Genomic DNA, 18,693 nt, shown 5'->3' with positions numbered 1-18,693 from the left:
ACCCGGCTCGCGCCACGGGTCCCGACGACCTGACGCCATGAGATGGCACGACCTCTGGAGGTTGTCTTGATCATCCGAAAGCTGTTCAGCCGCACCGGCGTGGTGGTGCTCGCGGTCAGCGTGGCCATCGCCACCGCGATACCGGCCCAAGCCGCGAACCCGGCACCCAGTGATTCGAAGACCCCGGGCGTATCGGTGGGTGTGGCCCAACAGATCGCCACTCGCTCCGACACGCGCTACTGCCTGACGTTCGTCGCGGCCCAGAAGGTCCCGATGGCGGTCATGATGGCGTGCGCCCCGGGCAAGGAGGGCAAGACCCAGGAGTGGATCTACACCGAGTCCGGCCAGCTGCAGGTCGCGATGAGCAAGAGCGTCGGTGGCGCCCTTGCCAAGACCGGAGCCTGCCTGGACAGCGGCGCGGACCTGGCCAAGGTGCCGGCTTCCGCTCCACTACTGGTCCTGCCCTGCCGTAGCGGCGACGGGCAGAAGTGGAACTACGACGAGGACACCGGCACGTTCGTGAACGAAGCCAGTGGGCTCGCCCTGACGTCGCTGCTTGGCAAGGGGAAGGCCAAGCAGGCACAACCGACCGGCACGATGAGCGCTGCCGGCACGCCGATCCAGGCCTGGAGCGGCCTTCCGGTGCCGGGGCTGGACATCCTGGGCGCCGTACTGGCTCTCGTGAACGCGCTGCTGGCATCGCTGGGCCTGGCCCTGCCGCTGCCGATCGCGGGCGCGGCAGCCGGCCTGCTGTCAGCGATCGGCAGTCTGCTCCCGATCCCGGCGCAGATGACGACGCTGCCGAAGCAGATGATGCAGCTGGCTCAGAGCTGAGTCGATAGCGACACCTGGCCAACGAGAGGACGGCCGGCCCCGACATCGTCGGGGCCGGCCGTTTTTCACTCCTTGTCTCTCGCGTTGTCTCTCGTGGTGCGGGCCTGGCGGTGCTCGGGGATGAGTTCCGGGATGCCCCGCTGCTTGCGCGTCAGCGGGAGCCCGGTGTCGTCACCGCTCGGCCACGATCACCACCAGCACCAGCAATGCCCGAGCAGGTCATTGACAAGGCAAGCGACTCCATGGAGCAGCGTCACGTCTTTCACCTCCGATCCGCTGAATCGAACGGCTAGACAGTAGCTCGCCTGGTCACCCTCTGTATCTACTCAGCTACCTGTTGTCGCAGAACCTTGAGCATCCTTTAACTCTTCCGCAACGCATCACGCGGGATGCGAACTTGACAGTCCGCACTTGGTTGCCTACAGCACCTGACAACGTTCTCCTCAGTGTTGGAAAAAAGTCTTCACATAGTCGCGGATGAGTGCCAATGTTTGACCGGCACTGTCGCCGGACCACTTCTGCAAGGAGCCCTGATGCGATCACTCTCGCGGTTGACCACCGCCGGCGTACTCGGCGCCGCAGCCCTCGCCCTGCTCACCGGATGCCTCGGCTCGTCCGACTCCGGCAGCGGCGACCAGGACGCGAATCGGAACGCCGAGGCCAAGAAGGTCGAGCTGACCTTCGGGTCGAACTCGGTCAAGGGCGGCAAGAGCAGCGCCGGGGCGACCTTCATCCAGGACGTGCTGATCCCGAAGTTCGTCGCCGAGCAGAAGGGCAAGGGCGTCGACGTCACGGTCAAGTTCCAGGGCGACGGCTCCGACGACGAGGTCTACAAGCAGAAGCTCTCCCTCGACCTGTCGAACAAGTCCGGACCGGACCTGTTCCAGATCGACGGCATCTGGGTCGGCGAGTTCGCCCAGGCCAACTACATCAAGCCGCTCACCGACACCGTCGGCGACGCCGCCAAGGTGGACGGCTGGGACGGCTGGAAACAGATCCCGGAATCGGTCCAGGCGCTCGGCAGCTACAACGGCAAGCGGTACGGCGTACCCGGTGGCACCGACGGCCGGGTCCTGTACTTCAACAAGAAGCTGTTCCAGCAGGCCGGACTGCCCGCCGACTGGCAGCCGAAGTCCTGGGACGACATCATCTCCGCAGGTCAGGCGCTCAAGAAGATCTCCGGCGTGACGCCGATCCAGATCAACGCCGGCACCGCGATGGGCGAGGCGACCACCATGCAGGGTGTGCTGCCGCTGCTGGTCGGCACCGGCGCGACCGTGAACTCCGACGGCAAGTGGCTCGGCAACACCTCGCAGCTGCGCCAGGTCCTCGACTTCTACCACCAGATCTACTCGACCGGCCTCGGTGACCCGGTGCTGCAGCGCGAGGCGAAGGGCCGGGACAAGTCGTTCGCCGAGTTCGCCGCGAACAAGATCGGCATCCTGCTCGAGAGCGACTACTTCTGGCGCAGCGTCGTCGAGCCCAAGGCCGGCGTCGCGAAGATGGCCGACCGGGACGCCGCGGTCGGCTGGGCGCTGATCCCGGCGAGCAAGCCGGGCGCCGGTGTGAAGGGCCAGGACTTCGTGTCGATGTCGGGCGGCGGCGCGACCGTGATCAACCCGAACACCAAGTTCCCGCAGCAGGCCTGGGAGTTCATGCAGTTCATGAACTCCGCGGAGATGGTGAAGGAGTCGCTCGACGGCGCCGCCAAGATCACGCAGCGGTCGGACGTCAACAGCGAGGTGCTGAAGAGCGACCCGATGCTGAGCTTCGTGGCCGAGAAGGTGCTGCCGATCACGCAGTACCGTCCTGGCCAGGCCGAGTACCCGAAGGTCTCTGCCGCGCTGCAGCAGGCGACCGCGGACGTGGTCGGCGGTAAGAGCACCGACGCCGCCGCGACGGCGTACCAGAAGGTCGTCGAGGCCGCAGCCGGCGGCAAGGACAAGGTCAACAGCAACTGATGACTTCTGCTACCGCACCCGCGCGGGGCCGTGCCCCCGCGCGGGACGTCGCGGGCCTCGGGGTCGGCCGCGCACTCGGCTTCGTCGCGCCCGCGATGCTGCTGATCGGCGCCTTCCTGGTCTTCCCCGCGCTCTGGACCATCTACATCGGCGTCACCAACTACCGGTTGACCGGCGTCGAGGCCGTGTCGCCGTCGATGGTGGGGTTGTCGAACTACACGAAGGCGCTGAACGACGCGCTCTTCCACAACGCGTTGTGGCTGACGATGCTCTTCGTGCTCGGCTCCGCGATCATCGGGCAGAACATCCTCGGGTTCACGCTGGCGTGGATTCTTCGCCGCGCCCGCCCGGTGGTACGCCGTACGGTCGAGGCGTTCACGCTGCTGGCCTGGATCCTGCCGTCGACCGTGGTCGCGTACCTGTGGGTCGCGTTCTACGACCGGGACGGCGGCACGCTCAACGGCATCCTGGGTACGCCGGGCACCGCGTGGCTCATCGACTACCCGATGGCGTGTCTGGTGGTGTTCAACACGTGGCGCGGTACGGCGTTCTCGATGATGCTCTACTCGTCGGCGCTGCAGGCCGTCCCGCCGTCACAGCTCGAGTCGGCGCGGATGGTCGGGGCGTCGGGCTGGCAGACGCTGCGGGACATCGTGTTCCCGCACATCCGCGGGCATGTGCTGACCAACACGCTGCTGATCTCGCTGTGGACGGCCAACGACTTCTCGCCGTTCCTGCTCACCAAGGGCGGACCGAACCACGAGTCCGAGACGGTGCCGGTCTACATCTACAACGTGGCGCTGCAAGGCGGTGAGCTCGGGTACTCGTCGGCGATCTCGTTCCTGCTGCTGATCGCGAACCTCCTGGTCTCACTCGTCTACCTGCGGCTCCTCCGGAGGCGCCCATGAGGCCCGGGTACGTCGTACGCCGGATCGGGTTCTACGTCCTGATCTGCGCGATCACGCTGTTCTTCGCCGTACCGATGCTGTGGATCGCGTCGGCGCCGTTCGATGCCTCGCCGGGTCTGGGAGTGCACTGGCCGGACTGGACGCTGGAGAACGTCCGGAAGACGCTCGACCATCCCTACGCGATGCACTCGATGGTCAACTCGCTGCTGATCTGCGTGACGACCGCCGTCGCGGTCACCGCGTTCGCCGCGTTCGCGTCGTACGCGTTGTCGCGGGTCCGCATCCCCGGCCGGGACGCGTTGCTGTACGGGTTGCTGCTGCTGTCCTCGGTCGTCACCGGGACGGCGGCGATGGTGCCGATCTTCGTGATGATGTTCCAGCTCGGGCTGATCGACTCCCGGTTCGGCGTCGCGCTGGTGATGACCGGCGGCCTGCTGCCGGCGGCAATCTTCATCCTGAAGGACTTCGTCGACGCGGTCCCCAAGTCCTACGAGGAGTCGGCGCGGGTCTTCGGCGCGTCCACGGGCCAGATCCTGCGCGACGTCGTACTCCCGGTCGCACGACCCGGTCTGGCCACCATCATGGTCTGGGCGTTCGTGAATTCCTGGGGCAACTTCCTGGTGCCCTTCCTGCTCATCCGGTCGATCGACAAGCAGCCCGGTGCGGTGCTGATGCAGACCCTCACCGACGAAGGCGGCAGCGTGAACCTGCAGGTGCTGCCGGTGTTCTCGCTGCTGTTCTCGATCCCGGTCGTCGTGCTGTACCTGCTGGTGAACTCGCGATACGGGTTCCGCTTCCACGGAGGGATCAAGAGCTGATGGCGGGCATCGACATCGAAGGCCTCGCAACCGTCTACCCGAACGGCGTCCGCGCCGTCGACGGACTGGACCTGCACGTGGCCGACGGCGAGTTCTTCGCCCTCCTCGGTCCGTCGGGCTGCGGCAAGACCACGCTGCTCCGGACGATCGCGGGCCTCGAGCCCGCGAGCGAGGGCACCGTCCGCATCGACGCGGCGGACGTAACCCGCACCGAGCCGGGCAAGCGCGGCGTCGCCATGGTCTTCCAGGACTACGCGCTCTTCCCCCACATGAGCGTCTCCGAGAACATCACCTACCCCTTGAAGGTACGCCGGGTTGCTGCCGCCACCCGCGCCGATGTCGCCTCGCGTACCGCCGGCGAGCTGTCCTTGGACGGGCTTCTGGAACGCAAGCCCGGCCAGCTGTCCGGCGGCCAACAGCAACGAGTCGCTCTCGCCCGTGCGATCGCGTCCGAAGGCAAGGTCCTGCTGCTCGACGAGCCGCTGTCGAACCTCGACGCACGGCTCCGCCTCGAGGCCCGCACCTTCCTGAAGAAGCTCCAGCGCGACCTGGGCATCACCACGGTCTTCGTCACCCACGACCAGGCCGAGGCTCTCGCGCTCGCCGACCGCATCGCCGTCATGGACTCGGGCAAGCTCCGGCAACTGGGTTCCCCGCGTGAAGTCTTCGCCCGGCCCGCCAACACGTTCGTGGCGAACTTCATCGGCTCGACACCGATGAACCTCCTCCCGGGCAAGGTCACCGCCGACGGCGCGGTCACCGTGGCCGGCGGCTCGTTGCCTGCGACAACCTCCTCCACTCCGGCCGACGCCGAGGTAACGGTCGGCATCCGGCCCGAGTACCTGACCCTGTCGACCGGCGACGTCGCCGGCCCCGCCCTCCGCGGCGAGGTCGTCGTCGCCGAGAACCTCGGCACCCAGTCCCTCGTCAGCGTCGACTGCGCCGGCACTCTCATCGGCGTCACCGTCCCCGAGGAAACCGAACCCGCCCCCGGCACCCCGGTAGTCCTCACCGCCCCTGCCACCCGAGTCCTCCTCTACACCCAAGACACCGGCGAACTCCTCACGTCCGCAGACCGCACCGCCGGAGCTCGTTCGTGAGCAGGGAGCTCGCCTGATGGCTGTCACGTCGTACCGTCGGCGCTGGACACTCGACGACCGCGCCGAGTCGGTCTGGCATTCACTGCCCGTCGACATCCCAGCCGATTGCCCCGGCCTGCTCGTGACCCTCACCGTCCCGCCGGTCGAAGGCGCCGTCATCGACATCGGCTGCGAAGGCGCGGCCGGCTGGCGCGGATGGTCCGGCGGCGCCCGCCGAACCTTCGCGATCACCTCCGAGGCAGCCACCCCCGGCTATGTCCCCGGCGAACTCGAACCAGGCACCTGGTGGGTCGTCCTCGGCCTGCACCGAGTACCGGTCGAAGGCGTCGAACTCCTCGTCGAAGCAGTCACCGGCCCGGTCGACACCATCCCCGGCCTCACCGAGTACGCCGACGTCTCGGCCGCAATCGCCGTACCCGAGCGACCACCGCGCCGTACCCTCCCCGCATCCTCCGGCCTGAAGTGGATCGCCGGCGACTTCCACGCCCACTCGCTCCACTCCGACGGCTCGACCCCGATCGCCAACCTCGCCGCACTCGGTGTGTCCGCCGGCCTCGACGTACTAGCCGTCACCGACCACAACACCGTCTCCCACCACCCCGAACTCCCCTCACTCAGCAAACGCTTCGGCCTCGGCCTCATCCCCGGCCAGGAAGTCACCACCGACACCGGCCATGCGAACGCGTTCGGCGCCATCGGCCCGATCGACTTCCGCCAACCCGCCGCCACGTGGGTCACGGAGGTCGCCCGCCGCGGTGGTCTCCTCTCGATCAACCACCCCCTCGGCGGCGACTGCTCCTGGCGCCACCCGCTCCCCGAACACCCACCGCTCGCCGAGATCTGGCACTCCTCCTGGCTGGACCACACCTGGGGCGGGCCCATCGCCTGGTGGCAGGCCTGGGGCCTCGAAGGCACCACCCCCATCGGCGGCAGCGACTGGCATAACCCGACCTCCATCACGCCTCCCGGCTCTCCCACCACCTGGATCGCCGTAGACACCTCCGCCGAAGGCCCCGACGAACTCCCCGCCGCCACCCTCGAAGCCCTAGCCGCCGGCCGGACCGCCCTCTCCTGGTCCTACACCGCCCCCGTGCTGGTCCGAGCCAACGACGAACTCATCGCCCTCGACGCCCCCGACTCGCTAGTCATCTCCCCCGACGGCAGCCGCCACGCCATCCGCTCCGACAGGGCTCACCTCCCCGCCACCCCCGGCCCCCACCTCCTCATAACCCACACCGGTAAGGTCCTCTCCACCTGCGCGTAACCCCACACGATCCAACTGTCTGCCGCCTATTCAGACAGGGCGTCCAGGTGCTCCAGGAGCCAACGGGGACCGGTGGTGGTCGCGCCGATGGGTTCGACTCGTTGCCGGAGCCCGCGATCCGCGGTCACCACGGTGACTGCAGGATGCTGCGACTGCGCGACAACCTCGGCAGTCACACTCACGATGGTGTCGTCACCGGACCCCGACGCCAGCACCACGCGAACACGACCGGTCTCAGGCGCACCATCCCCGGACACCGCCCGGCATGCAGCACCCTCGAGCACCACGACCACATCCGTGTCAGGCAACTGCTCCTGCAACGCCGCGAGCCGGGTCAGCAACCGCCTAGCCGCGCCAACCCGATCCCGCCACCACCCATCGGGCCGTGACCCAACCACGTTCGCAGCATCAACAATGACGACCCGACTCCGCGCACCATCCACCACGCCAGTCTGCCCCTCCCCGCAGACCACGCACGGCACCTAGTCGAGAAGCCAGCCGTTTCGTTCCGCGATCTCGACGGCGTCGGAACGGGTGTGCGCGCCGGTCTTACCGATAGCCGACCAGAGCCTGGTGCGGACGACACGCTCGGACACATCGAGCTCCTGCGCGATGACCGCAACCGATCCACCATCACGTGCCGCGCGCAGTGTGTCGGTCTCGCCCGCGTTCAGCGGAGTCTCGGAGTACCTGAGATTCTCGGCCGCGAGATTCGCGTCGACCACGCGCAGACCAAGGTGCACCCGCCGTACCGCATCCGCCAACTGCGGCGCCGGGCTGCCCCTCAACGCGAACCCTTTCGCCCCGGCATCGAGCCCTCGACGCATGTGCACCGGCCGCCCGTACGTCGTGAGCATCACGACCCGGCACTCCGGCATCGACGTACGCAACCTGGTCGTCACCGTGATGCTGTCGCTGCCCGGGCCACCCGCATCGACCAGCGCGACATTCGCACGGTGCCGTTTGGCCGCACCGACGACGTCGTCAGATCGGTTGAGCTCGGCAACGATCTCCAGATCGCGCTCACGCTCCAGACCGCTGCGAAGCAAGCCTCGGCTGAGGATCTGGTCGTCGACCAGCAGCAGCCGAATCCGGTTGGGCAAACGAGCCTCCGAGGTAACCGTCCGGGCGTCGGGGAAGTACGTCCGGGAGATGAGCAGTACTCGGTTCCCGATCATGGAGCGCCTTCGCATACGTCGTCCACATCAACGCGGCATCTCTACCAGATTGCGACCAGATCGCGATCACACCAGAACCGTGCGCGCAACGAGTGGTTGACGAAGCGAGCTCATAGCGGCCCGGCACGCGCAGCCGCGGTCAGTGTTGGACGCGTCAGCCGGAGATCCAGCCGAAGCGACACTTCGATGGTCACTGCGTCGGAAGCGACAACACACGCGGTGAGCTGCACCTTGTTAACCACAGCTATCCGAGCCGCCGTCACACAGGGCGCCGCGATGCCCCCAGGCTGCTCGGGACGCTCGAGCTGACCGCTGGAACCGACCGGCTGGGCGGCGCTGGGGAGTTGGGCGGCGCTTGGGAGTTGGGCGGCGCTTGGGGGGTGGGTGGCGCTTGGGGGGTGGGTGGCGCTCAGGGATTGGGCGGCGCTCAGGGCAGTTAGGTCTGCTGCGGCGGCGAGTTTGTGGCGGGCGGTGGAGATCGCTGACCAGAGGATTGCTGCGGTGAGGGCTGTGAACAGGAGTACGGCTGCGAACAGGGTGTGGAGTGTGGCGCTGCCTCGTTCGGTACGGGTCATGGTGTGTCCGGTTCCGCTTGGAGGGTGGCGGTTGCTGTGAGGCTCGTGGGAGATAGGAAGGCGAGGAGGGGTGGCTGGTGGGCAGGAACGGCAGTGACTGTCACTTGGATGTCGGATGCCTCGCGGTTGATGACGATCGTCCCCGCGGGGACGGTGCGGTGACCGATCGCCTTCGCCTGATCGAGCGACTCACCACGTGCGACGGCCCGAGCCACATCGCGGGCGGCATCGATGCACCGGATGTTCAGCACGACGAGACCGATGGACCAGATCCCCAACAGCAGAAGAGAAACCAACACCGGAAGCGCCAACGCCATCTCAGCCGTAACAGCCCCACGCTCACCTCGCCTCGCGCGACCACCTCGAGTCCCACGATCAGCTCGAGTCCCACGATCAGCTCGAGTCCCACGATCAGCTCGAGTCCCACGGTCGGCTCGTGTCGCGCAGTCGGCTCGCACCGCCTGGTCGACTCGGGTCACACCGTCGGCTCCCGTCGCGTGGTCCGGTCGCGTCGCGTGGTCGGGTCGGGTCGCGGGGTCGGGTCGGGTCGCGTGGTCGGGTCGGGTTGTGGTGGTTGTTTGTGAGGTGGGAGTGCTCAGGGCGGGCGGGGCTGGGTGGTTGGGCATGGGGGTCCTTTGGGTGGCGGCCGGTCGTGGAGGGGCATCGACCGGCCGCCGGATCGTGAGCGTCGCCAGCTCGACAGGATCGATTGACCTGCTGGCCTTACGGGTTTGGCGTCAGATGTGTACGCCTTCTACGCCGGCGATCTTCAGGCCGTAGTTGATGATTGCTTTGAGGGCGTTCTGCATCGCGGGAGATCTGAGGAGGGCGACCAGAACGCCGCCGATGGCACAGGCGCCGACGATCATGATCGCGTACTCGGCGGTTACGGCCCCGCGTTCGGCGCGGTGGCGGAGGCGGTCGATGCCCTTGCTACAAAGGCGACGAATCCCCGTACCGCGGAGGAGGCGGATGCCTGTACTGCGGGGGCGGCTGGTGTCGGGGGTGTGAGCCTCCAGTTGGCTATTGGGGTATAGGGCCGGGTGCGACGAGGCCTTGGCTTCGATGGGGAGCAGATGGTTGCTGGTGGCGACTGCTGCCTTGGGCATTTGGGCCTCCTGCGGGATGGGGTGCGACGCTGCGAGCGGTTGTCGATAAACATGCCGTTGTTGGATCGCCTTTTTTCAAAGGAGTTCTGGACTGTGGATAAGGGGTTTGGGAGCTCTTCTGCCCGATCAGCGCCCCGAAGAGCGGGGAAACAAAGTTGCATATAGCGACGATTTCTTTCCCCGCCACGACAGCCCACGCGGGCCGCCTGTGCGACCTCACGCCGAGTCGTGGCGAGTGGTTGCCCCTCGAAACCGCGAGTCGTGAATCGAGGTCGCAGGTGACCGCCAAAACTCACGATTCGACGGCCCGGCCCCACCGACGGGCCTGGCAAGAACGGCTATCCCCTCGAATGGCGGGTTCTCTACTGATACGCGAGGGGAGAACCCTGCACGCGAGGGGTTATCCGGCCCCGTGCCCGACTCGACCAGCCGACCCACACATACGTCACAAGAGCCGGTTTGGGGTGCGCGGGCTTGTCTCGTGCGGATGGCGGGTTGTTGTACCGCTGGCGTCGTACAACCCGCTATTGGTCACATAACCCGCTAGTGGTCGTCCTGCCGCTGCGTTCACCATCCAGTTCCACGCTGGGCCTCGAGTGGTCAGGGGTGGAGGAGGTATGGGATTAGGGCGTCGGCGATGGTTGGGACGATCGAGAGGAGTACGAACGCGGGGAGGAAGCAGAGGCCTAGTGGCAGGGTGGCTCGGGATTCTGCGGCTCGGGCTTGTTGGTCGGCGGTGTGGTGGTGAGCTCGGCGGGTTTCGTCGGCTAGGTGTTCGAGGGTTTTGGAGAGTGGGGCTCCGGAGCGGAGGGAGCGGGTGATGGCTCGGGCCATTGGGGCGCAGGATGGTTCGGTGCGTAGGTGGGTCCAGGCGGTGGTGGGGTCGGCTCCTAGCGCCAGGTGGAGGGCGATTTTGGTGAAGACGTCGGCTAGTGGGCCGGGGAGGGCTTCGGCTACGAGGGTCAGGGCGTGTTGGGGTGGGCGGCCGGCTCGGAGGCAGGCGGTCAGGAGGTCGATCGCGAGGGGGAGGTCGCGGGCTATGCGGGCGTTGCGTTGTTTGGTGGTGGCTGGTTCTAGGCGGGTGAGGGCTCGGGGGATGGTGTAGTACGCGATCGCGGCTGGGATCAGGCCCCAGGGGAGGCCGATGAGTGCGAGTGCGGCGAGGGTCGCTGCGGCTGTGGCTAGGCGGTGGGGTCGCGGGAACTGGCGGCGGGTGCGAGGTTGCGGTGGGGTCAGTCGGCGGAGGTCGGGATGGGGTGGGATCAGGAAATAGATGCTTAGGGCAACAGCTGCGGCTGCGGTCAGTGCGTGGAGCATGCGGAGTCTCGCGGGGTGCAGGTGAAGGCACGCGTGCGGTGCGTGCAGTGGGTGGGTAGGTGGGGTGCGCGCGGAGGGTGCGTGCGGAGGGTCCGTGCGGTGGGTGCAGTGGGTGCGGTGCATGCGATTGGTGCGCGCGTGGTGGGTCGGTGGGTGGGTGCACGGGTTGGGGCGGTGGCTGGGTGGGTGCGGTGGGTGGTGCGGTCAGGTTTGGGGGGTGGCTATGCGGGTGGTCCAGTGGAGGCCTGTGGCGGTTAGGGCTAGGCCTGTGGCTAGGCATAGCCAGCCGGGTGGGGTGGTGGTCAGGAAGGTGAGGGGGTGGGCTCCTAGGAGGTAGCCGAGGGCTATGCCGAAAACCGGGAGGGTGGCGAGGATTCGGGCGGTGGAGCGGGCGCCGGCGAGGCTGGATTCGGTTTGGCGGTGGATTGCTTCGTCGGCCCGGAGGTAGTCGGCTAGGCGTTCGGTGAGGGTGGCGAAGGCGGCGCCGGATTCTTCGGTGACGCGCCAGGCTGCGGCTAGGGCGCGGAGGCTGGTTGCGCCGGGTTTGGTGGCGGCTCGGGCTAGCGCGGCGGGGACGTCGGCGCCGAGTTTGGCTGCTGCGTGGGGTAGTTCGAAGTCGGGGCTGATCGAGGCGGCACCTTCGAGGGCGGTGATGGGTGGGCGGCCGGCGGTGAGGTCGGCGGAGAGTACGTCCAGGGCTTCGATGATGGTGGTGCGGCGGGTTGCGATGGATTTCTGGCGTTGGTGGTGGGTTCGTTGGTGGGCGATCAGGGCGAGGACGGCGGCTGTTGCTAGGGCGGTGACGAGCGCTTGGGTGCCGAGGAGGGCGGTGGCCACCGCTGTTGGCGGGGCTAGGAGCCAGATTCTGAGGTGGCGGCGGGCTCGCTGTGGGCGGGCGGCTGGTTGTCGGCGGGCGGTCGGAGTTGTCAGGCGGTGGAGGCCTGGGGATCGGGGTGGGAGGGCGAAGGTGCAGGTGAGGAGGGTTAGGAGGGCGGCCAGGACGGCGGGACTCATGCAGCACCTGCGGGGGTTGCCTGAGCGGGGGTGGTGAAGAGGCGGGATGGGGGGTGGAGGGTGAGGGTGTTGTTGGGGTGAAAGGTGACCGCGGGGTGGGTGGTCAGGGTGCCGTTCGGGGGCTTGGTGAGGGTGTGGATTTCGGTGATTCGGCGGTGGCCGGTGGGGGTTCGGGTCAGGTGGATCACGGCGTGTAGGGCGGAGGCTGCTTGGCTGTGGACAGCGGTTTGGGTCAGGCCGGCCAAGGCACCTAGGGCTTCTAGGCGGGCGGGGACGTCCGACGCGGAGTTGGCGTGGATGGTGCCGCAGCCGCCTTCGTGACCGGTGTTCAAGGCGGTCAGGAGATCTACTACTTCGGCGCCTCGGACTTCGCCTACGACCAGGCGGTCGGGGCGCATGCGGAGGGCTTGGCGGACGAGGTCTCGGAGGGAGATCTCGCCGACGCCTTCGATATTGGGTGGTCGGGCTTCCAGGCGGACCACGTGCGGGTGGTCGGGGCGGAGCTCGTTGGCGTCTTCTACCAGGACCAGGCGTTCGGCGGGATTTGCCAATGAGAGCAGGGAATTGAGGAGGGTTGTCTTCCCGGTGCCGGTGCCTCCGCTGATCAGGAAGGCCAGGCGGGAGTCCAGGAGGTCTTGGAGGATGGCGGCGCCTGCTTGTGGGAGGGCGCCGGCTGCCACCAGGTCGTCGAGGGTGAAGACCTTGCGGGACGGGACGCGGAGCGACAGACAGGTTCCTGGGGCGGCGATCGGGGCGAGGACGGCGTGGAAGCGGGTGCCGTCGGACAGGCGGACGTCGACGTACGGGGTGGAGTCGTCGAGGCGACGGCCTGCTGCGGCGGCGAGGCGGGTGGCGAGGCGGCGGATGGCGGGTTCGTCTCCGGTGCGGATGGCGACGAACTCGAGGCCGCGGCCACGGTCGATGTAGACCTCGTCCGGGCCGTTGAGCAGGATGTCGGTGACGCCGGGTTCGGCGAGGAGGCTGTCGAGCGGGCCGGCTCCTAGGGCTTCTCTGCGGAGGGCCGTGACCACTGCCAGGACCATGGTGTCGCCGCAGATGGTGCCGTCGGCGCGGAGAGCTGCTGCTACGTGTACTGGGGTTGGCGCGGCGCCGGTGAGTGCGAGGGTGCTGCGGACGCGGTCTAGAAGGCCTGCAGGTACGACGGTGTTGGTCATGCGGGCACCTGTCTTGTGCGGTTCAACGGGCTAGATGGGTGGGGGGAAGAGCTTCAGGAGGGTGGTGGCGGCGCGGGCCAAGTGGCTTCGGGGGTTCAGGGTGAAGTGGCCTTGGTCCATGGCGGTGGGGAGGTTTCGGTCGTGGCCGAGTTTTGTTGCTAGGGGCAAGGAGAGATGGGCGGCGACGTCGGTGGGTGCGAGGCCGGGCCGGGTGTCGCGGACTACTACGCGAAGGTCGCCGGCGACCGACCGGAGTGGGCCGGAGAGGCGTTTTGCAGCTGCGACCGAGCGGACGTCGCAGGGGACGACGAGAAGGGTTGCGGTGGAGCGAATGAAGCCCTCTTCTACGGCGGGGTCCGGGCGGCGCGGTAGGTCGAGGACGACCAGGTCGGTGCTGCGTTGGGCGGCGCCGATCACCGAGCTCATCGTGTCCGGCGGTAGCACAGTGACGTCGGACTGATCCCAGGACAGGACCGACAGTCCGTTGACGGAAGGCAGTGCGGAGCGGAGGGCGGCGGCGCTGACCCGGCCGGACGCGTTCAGGAGTTTGGGCCAGCGGTCGCCGGGGTCGTGCTCGATGCCGAGGGCAAGCTCGATGCCGCCGCCGAGCGGGTCGCCGTCGATCAGCATCGTGCGGAACCCGCGGCGATTGCCGAGGACCGCCACAGCGGCGGCGAGCGTGGTCGAACCTGCTCCCCCGCAGCCGCCGACGAACGCCAGGGTGACGGCGGAACGGTCGACACCGTCCAGGGCATCCGCAAACTTGCCGGCGAGCAGCGGCTCGTCGTCGGGTAGCCGGCAGACGGCATCTGCGCCGACGTCGAAGGCGCATCGGTAGAGGTCGTCGCCGTCCGAGGTCGCGCCGACCACGACCACTCCTGGCCGATGTGCGGGCTGAGCGCGCGCGAGCGGCTCGGCCAGGTCGCGGCCGATGACGACGAGCGAAGGGGCATGCCAGCTGCGCCGCAGACTGTGCAGATCGCGCTCGACGAGAGGCGTGACGGACGCGGCCGCGGCCAGTCGGAGCAGGTCGTCGAGCAGGGCTTCGTTGGTAGTTGCCATCAGCACCGATGAGGATGGTGAGTTCGTGTCCATACCAAGAACATGCCGTTGCCGGGCCGCTTCCGGGAACGCGATCGGGCCCCTGTGGACAAAGGGTTGTCGGGTTTCCGTCAGCAGCGGGAACCCGCCACGACGAGCCCGCGACCAACCCGCCGGGAACGGTTACGGTTCCTTTCGAAGCGTCTTTAACTAAATTTCACCGGACCGCTTCCGCCCCATCGCTCCGGAGGAACAGATGAGTCGATTACGCATGCTCGCCGCCACAGCAACCGTCGCGGCCACCGCCCTGATCACCGCCGCCGGCGTCTCTCTCGCGAGCCCCGACGCCACCACGGCCAACGCAGCCGTCGCGGCGCCCCAGGCGACCAGCGGCGGCGTCAAGACGGCGTACTTCACCCAATGGGGGATCTACGCCAACGCCTTCTATCCCAAGAACCTGATCACCACCGGAGCCGGCGCGAAGCTGGACTTCCTGAACTACGCGTTCGCCAACATCGATCCGGTCAACCACACCTGCTTCATGGCCAACAAGGCCGCGTCGCAGGACGAGAACAACCCGAACGCCGGTGACGGCGCCGGTGACGCGTTCGCCGACTACGGCAAGTCGTACGGCGCGGACATCAGCGTCGACGGGGTCGGTGACGTCTGGAACCAGCCGATCCAGGGCAACTTCAACCAGCTCAAGAAGCTGAAGGCAAAGGTGCCGAACCTGAAGATCCTGATCTCGATCGGCGGCTGGACGTACTCGAAGTACTTCTCCGACGCCGCCTCCACCGACGCCAAACGCAAGACCTTCGTCAGCTCCTGCGTGAACATGTTCCTCAAAGGCGACCTGCCGGTGATCGACGGCTTCGGCGGCCCCGGTACGGCGGCCGGCATCTTCGACGGTGTCGACATCGACTGGGAGTACCCGGGCTCGCCCAACGGCCACGTCGGCAACCACTACAGCGCTGCCGACAAGCAGAACTTCACGCTGCTGCTGGCCGAGTTCCGCGCGCAGCTGGACGCGTACGGCGGCCAGACCGGCAAGAAGTACTACCTGACCGCCGCCACCCCGGCCGGCCAGGACAAGATCGCCACGATCGAGACCGACAAGATCGGGCAGTACCTCGACTACAACAACGTGATGACGTACGACATGCACGGCGGCTGGGAGGCCACCGGGCCGACGAACTTCCAGGACCCGCTCTACACGGCGCCGAACGACCCGAGCAACCCGGTCCCGCCGGGTCAGGGCAAGTACTCGGTCGACTCCGCGGTGAAGGCGTGGACCACCGGAGACCCGGCGTACGGCATCCCGGGCGGGTTCCCGGCGAACAAGCTGACCATCGGATACCCCTTCTACTACAGGGGATGGAAGGGTGTCCCGGCCACCGACAACGGTAAGTACCAGACCGCGACCGGACCGGCCGACGGACATGCGCTGAGCGGCAACGTGCCGGGTGTCTCGTTCTACAAGGAGCTCACCGGCTTCGTGGACAACCCGTCCGCCACGTACTTCGACGACACCACCAAGTCGTCCTGGTTCTACAGCAACGGCACGTTCTGGTCCGGTGACAACGCCCTGTCGATCAAGGCGAAGGCCGACTACCAGCACTGCAACGGGCTGGCCGGCGCGATGATGTACTCGCTCGAGGCGCTGGACCCGGGTGTCACCCTCTTCAACAACGTGGTCGATTCCGTCAACGCCGACACGGCCGGCTGCAGCGGACCACCCACCACTCCGCCGACGACGCCTCCCACGACGCCGCCGACCACACCGCCCACGACACCGCCCACGACTCCCCCGACGACGCCGCCGACCACTCCGCCCGGCACGGCCACCCCGTGGGCCCCGAACACGACGTACGCGACCGGTGCGCTCGTGAGCTACAACGGCGTCACTTACAAGTGCATCCAGGGCCACACGTCCCTGGTCGGCTGGGAGCCGCCGAACGTCCCCGCACTCTGGGGCCGGGTCTGATCACGTACCGCCCACTGATCGGAGCATCATGAAACGCATCACCTTGGCGATAGCGGCCGTCACGGCCGTGGTTGTCGCCCTGCTGACCGCACAGGCAGCGAACGCGGCAGGTATCACTGCCAGCTTCACCAAAGTGTCCGACTGGGGCAGCGGCTTCGAGGGCAAGGTGACCGTCACCAACGGCACCACCAGCTCTCTCAGCACCTGGTCGGTCGCGCTGGACTTCCCGTCCGGCTACAACGTCAGCTCTACGTGGGACGCCATCCACGCCGGCAGCGGACAGACGCACACGTTCACCCCGCCGAGCTGGGCCGGTCCGCTGGCTCCTGGCGCGACTGTCACGTTCGGCTTCAACGGCAGCCCGGGCAACTTCCCCGGCCTCGCCGCGTGCCGTTTGAACGGCGGCTCGTGCTCGGGTGGCGGTGGCGGCACCGTCCCCGGCGCACCCACAGGTCTCTCCGGTACGTCGTCCGCGTCGTCGGTGAGCCTCACGTGGTCGGCCGCATCCGGTGCGACCAGCTACAGCGTCTACCGGAACGGTACGAAGGTCGGCAGCCCGACCGGTACGTCGTACACGGACTCCGGGCTGGCCGCGAACACGACGTACAGCTACCAGGTCAGTGCGTCGAACAGCGCCGGTGAGGGCGCGAAGAGCACCAGCATCTCCGTCAAGACCGGCACTGGTGGCGGCAACACAGGCACCAAGCAGGCCGCGCCGTACCTCTACATGGGCTGGGGCGACCCGCCGAACCCGGCGACCGTGATGAACGCGACCGGTATCAAGTGGTTCACCATGGCGTTCATCCTGTCGTCCGGTGGGTGCAACCCGGCCTGGGACGGCAGCCGCCCGCTGCAGGGCAGCGCCGACGCCAACGCGATCGCCCAGATCCGGGCGGCCGGCGGCGACATCGTGCCGTCCATCGGTGGCTGGAGCGGCAACAAGCTCGGACCGAACTGCAGCACGCCTGAGGCGCTGGCCGGTGCATACCAGCAGGTCATCAACGCCTACAACCTGAAGGCGATCGACATCGACATCGAGAACTCCGACGAGTTCGAGAACGAGGCCGTCCAGGACCGGATCCTGAACGCGCTGAAGATCGTCAAGCAGAACAACCCGGGGATCCAGACCATCCTCACGTTCGGTACGTCGACGACCGGCCCGACGTACTACGGCAACCGGCTGATCGACCGGTCGAAGGAACTCGGCGCGAACATCGACATCTTCACGCTGATGCCGTTCGACTTCGGCAGCTCGAACATCTACAACGACACGGTCGGCGCGTCCCAGGGCCTGAACAACAAGCTGAAGGCCACCTTCGGCTGGTCCACCGCGGAGGCGTACGCCCACCAGGGCATCTCCGGCATGAACGGTCTGTCCGACCAGCAGGAGATGACCACGACCGCGACCTGGCAGAACATCACCAACTGGGCGAAGAGCAACGGGCTCAGCCGGCTGGCGTTCTGGTCGGTCAACCGTGACCGCGGCTGCGCCGGCGGCGGAGTGGTGTCCAATTGCAGTGGCATCGCCCAGGCCGACTGGGACTTCACCCGCATCACCGCTGGCTTCTAAGAGGCACAGCTAGAACGAGTACGGCTGGGTGTGGCGGAGACGCCGCACTCAGCCGGCCTTGATCGCTTCGATGATCAGGCCGTTGCGGGCGTTCTGCCCGAGCGGGACCGACGGGTGCAGGCCGTCGCGGAGCAGGCGGGCCAGGCGGTTGGGGCTGGAGGCCAGGTGCTCGGCCCAGTGCACGATCCGCAGGTTGTCGTAGCGACGCTGGGCGCCGGCGAGCTGCAGGTTGATCCAGGCGCTGTTGCGCTGGTCCGCGACCTTGATGTCGGGGCCGTGCGCGGTGCGGGCCGCCTGCACGTTGACCCAGTAGACGATCCGCTCGTCGCCGACGATCCGCATGGTCCGGTCGACCTGGGCCTCGACGGCCGGCGGCGTGAAGATGTCGTTGGACCCGACCGACATCAGGATCCGGTGCGGCAGGCCGTACTGCTGCGCCCAGAGGTCGAGCGCGTCGACCGCGGGGGTCACCGGCCGGCCGGCCCAGTTGTGGACGGCGATGCTGATCCCGAGCTGGGTCAGCTGCCGGGAGAGCGCCGGACCGTCCTGGACGCCGATGCTGTCGCCGAACATGAAGACGCCGTCGGCCTCGCGGGTCCGGCGGATCTGCTGCTCGTTCGAGATCGCGCGTGCCTGGCGCTCCCAGGCACCGAGCACGCCCGAGCCGTAGGCGCCGAGAGAGAGCAGTCCGCCCGCGGTGTCGAGGGTGGCCGCCGGGGAGCCCGGGACCGCCTCCGCCGCGGTGGCGGCGACCGTCGACGCAGCCGCCGCGGTCCCGGCCGCGAACAGCAGCCGGCGACTCGGCCGGAACGAACCCAGACGCTTCCTCACGAGGGAAAGGGTGC

The 18,693-nt window shown here is 67.7% G+C and carries 18 protein-coding genes; 8 read left to right on the top strand and 10 right to left on the bottom strand.

Annotated features, from left to right (window positions below):
- The first annotated feature begins 66 nt into the window (after positions 1-66).
- The 6 genes from OHB24_RS14120 (at position 67) to OHB24_RS14095 (ending at position 6,885) form a co-directional block, all read left to right on the top strand.
- A complete protein-coding gene (locus OHB24_RS14120; protein ID WP_327639457.1) occupies positions 67-834 on the top strand; it encodes a hypothetical protein in 768 nt (255 codons plus the stop codon).
- Positions 835-1,367: 533 nt separating this feature from the next.
- A complete protein-coding gene (locus OHB24_RS14115; protein ID WP_327639456.1) occupies positions 1,368-2,795 on the top strand; it encodes an extracellular solute-binding protein in 1,428 nt (475 codons plus the stop codon).
- Positions 2,795-3,703 (top strand): carbohydrate ABC transporter permease, encoded by a 909-nt coding sequence (locus OHB24_RS14110; RefSeq protein ID WP_327639455.1) that lies wholly within the window; start codon positions 2,795-2,797, stop codon positions 3,701-3,703. The genes OHB24_RS14115 and OHB24_RS14110 overlap by 1 nt, the downstream gene beginning before the upstream one ends.
- Positions 3,700-4,521 (top strand): carbohydrate ABC transporter permease, encoded by an 822-nt coding sequence (locus OHB24_RS14105; protein ID WP_327639454.1) that lies wholly within the window; start codon positions 3,700-3,702, stop codon positions 4,519-4,521. Before OHB24_RS14110 ends, OHB24_RS14105 begins: the two co-directional genes overlap by 4 nt.
- Positions 4,521-5,621 carry an ABC transporter ATP-binding protein gene (locus OHB24_RS14100; protein WP_327639453.1) on the top strand — a complete coding sequence of 367 codons (1,101 nt, stop codon included), beginning with the start codon at positions 4,521-4,523 and terminating at the stop codon, positions 5,619-5,621. The genes OHB24_RS14105 and OHB24_RS14100 overlap by 1 nt, the downstream gene beginning before the upstream one ends.
- A gap of 16 nt (positions 5,622-5,637) precedes the next feature.
- Entirely contained in the window at positions 5,638-6,885 is a 1,248-nt protein-coding gene (locus tag OHB24_RS14095; RefSeq protein WP_327639452.1) for a CehA/McbA family metallohydrolase, read from the top strand.
- Between the two features lie 26 nt (positions 6,886-6,911).
- On the opposite strand, the gene OHB24_RS14090 is transcribed toward OHB24_RS14095, so the two are convergent.
- From OHB24_RS14090 to ssd, 9 genes are all read right to left on the bottom strand, one after another.
- On the bottom strand, positions 6,912-7,328 hold the full coding sequence (locus OHB24_RS14090) for an NYN domain-containing protein (RefSeq protein WP_327639451.1): 417 nt from the start codon (positions 7,326-7,328) through the stop codon (positions 6,912-6,914).
- A 39-nt stretch (positions 7,329-7,367) separates the two neighbouring features.
- Complete coding sequence (locus OHB24_RS14085) at positions 7,368-8,063, bottom strand: response regulator (RefSeq protein WP_442913968.1); 696 nt, start codon at positions 8,061-8,063, stop codon at positions 7,368-7,370.
- Between the two features lie 110 nt (positions 8,064-8,173).
- Positions 8,174-8,638 carry a pilus assembly protein TadG-related protein gene (locus OHB24_RS43290; RefSeq protein WP_442913967.1) on the bottom strand — a complete coding sequence of 155 codons (465 nt, stop codon included), beginning with the start codon at positions 8,636-8,638 and terminating at the stop codon, positions 8,174-8,176.
- The gene (locus OHB24_RS14080; RefSeq protein ID WP_327639450.1) at positions 8,635-9,264 is read right to left on the bottom strand and encodes a TadE family type IV pilus minor pilin; all 630 of its coding nucleotides are present in this window, start codon (positions 9,262-9,264) and stop codon (positions 8,635-8,637) included. Before OHB24_RS14080 ends, OHB24_RS43290 begins: the two co-directional genes overlap by 4 nt.
- 111 nt (positions 9,265-9,375) lie before the next feature.
- Positions 9,376-9,747: a DUF4244 domain-containing protein gene (locus OHB24_RS14075; RefSeq protein WP_327639449.1), complete on the bottom strand. Its 372-nt coding sequence runs from the start codon at positions 9,745-9,747 to the stop codon at positions 9,376-9,378.
- Between the two features lie 600 nt (positions 9,748-10,347).
- Complete coding sequence (locus OHB24_RS14070) at positions 10,348-11,064, bottom strand: type II secretion system F family protein (protein WP_327639448.1); 717 nt, start codon at positions 11,062-11,064, stop codon at positions 10,348-10,350.
- A gap of 204 nt (positions 11,065-11,268) precedes the next feature.
- Positions 11,269-12,078, bottom strand: coding sequence for a type II secretion system F family protein (locus OHB24_RS14065; RefSeq protein WP_327639447.1), 810 nt, complete (start codon positions 12,076-12,078; stop codon positions 11,269-11,271).
- Complete coding sequence (locus tag OHB24_RS14060; RefSeq protein WP_327639446.1) at positions 12,075-13,253, bottom strand: TadA family conjugal transfer-associated ATPase; 1,179 nt, start codon at positions 13,251-13,253, stop codon at positions 12,075-12,077. Before OHB24_RS14060 ends, OHB24_RS14065 begins: the two co-directional genes overlap by 4 nt.
- Positions 13,254-13,283: 30 nt before the next feature.
- Positions 13,284-14,315, bottom strand: a complete 1,032-nt coding sequence (ssd, locus tag OHB24_RS14055) for a septum site-determining protein Ssd (protein ID WP_327641062.1) — start codon at positions 14,313-14,315, stop codon at positions 13,284-13,286.
- 235 nt (positions 14,316-14,550) lie between these two features.
- Here ssd and OHB24_RS14050 point away from each other — a divergent pair, with 235 nt between their 5' ends.
- The gene (locus tag OHB24_RS14050; RefSeq protein WP_327639445.1) at positions 14,551-16,278 is read left to right on the top strand and encodes a glycosyl hydrolase family 18 protein; all 1,728 of its coding nucleotides are present in this window, start codon (positions 14,551-14,553) and stop codon (positions 16,276-16,278) included.
- 28 nt (positions 16,279-16,306) lie between these two features.
- Entirely contained in the window at positions 16,307-17,848 is a 1,542-nt protein-coding gene (locus OHB24_RS14045) for a glycoside hydrolase family 18 protein (RefSeq protein WP_327639444.1), read from the top strand.
- Positions 17,849-17,896: 48 nt separating this feature from the next.
- Here OHB24_RS14045 and OHB24_RS14040 read toward each other — a convergent pair whose 3' ends face one another.
- Positions 17,897-18,679, bottom strand: a complete 783-nt coding sequence (locus OHB24_RS14040) for a hypothetical protein (protein ID WP_327639443.1) — start codon at positions 18,677-18,679, stop codon at positions 17,897-17,899.
- Positions 18,680-18,693: the final 14 nt, after the last annotated feature.

Origin of the sequence: Kribbella sp. NBC_00482 (assembly GCF_036013725.1) — a bacterium.
GTDB lineage: Bacteria > Actinomycetota > Actinomycetes > Propionibacteriales > Kribbellaceae > Kribbella.
Note: the sequence above shows the minus strand (reverse complement) of the source record. Positions and strands in the feature narration are given on the sequence as shown.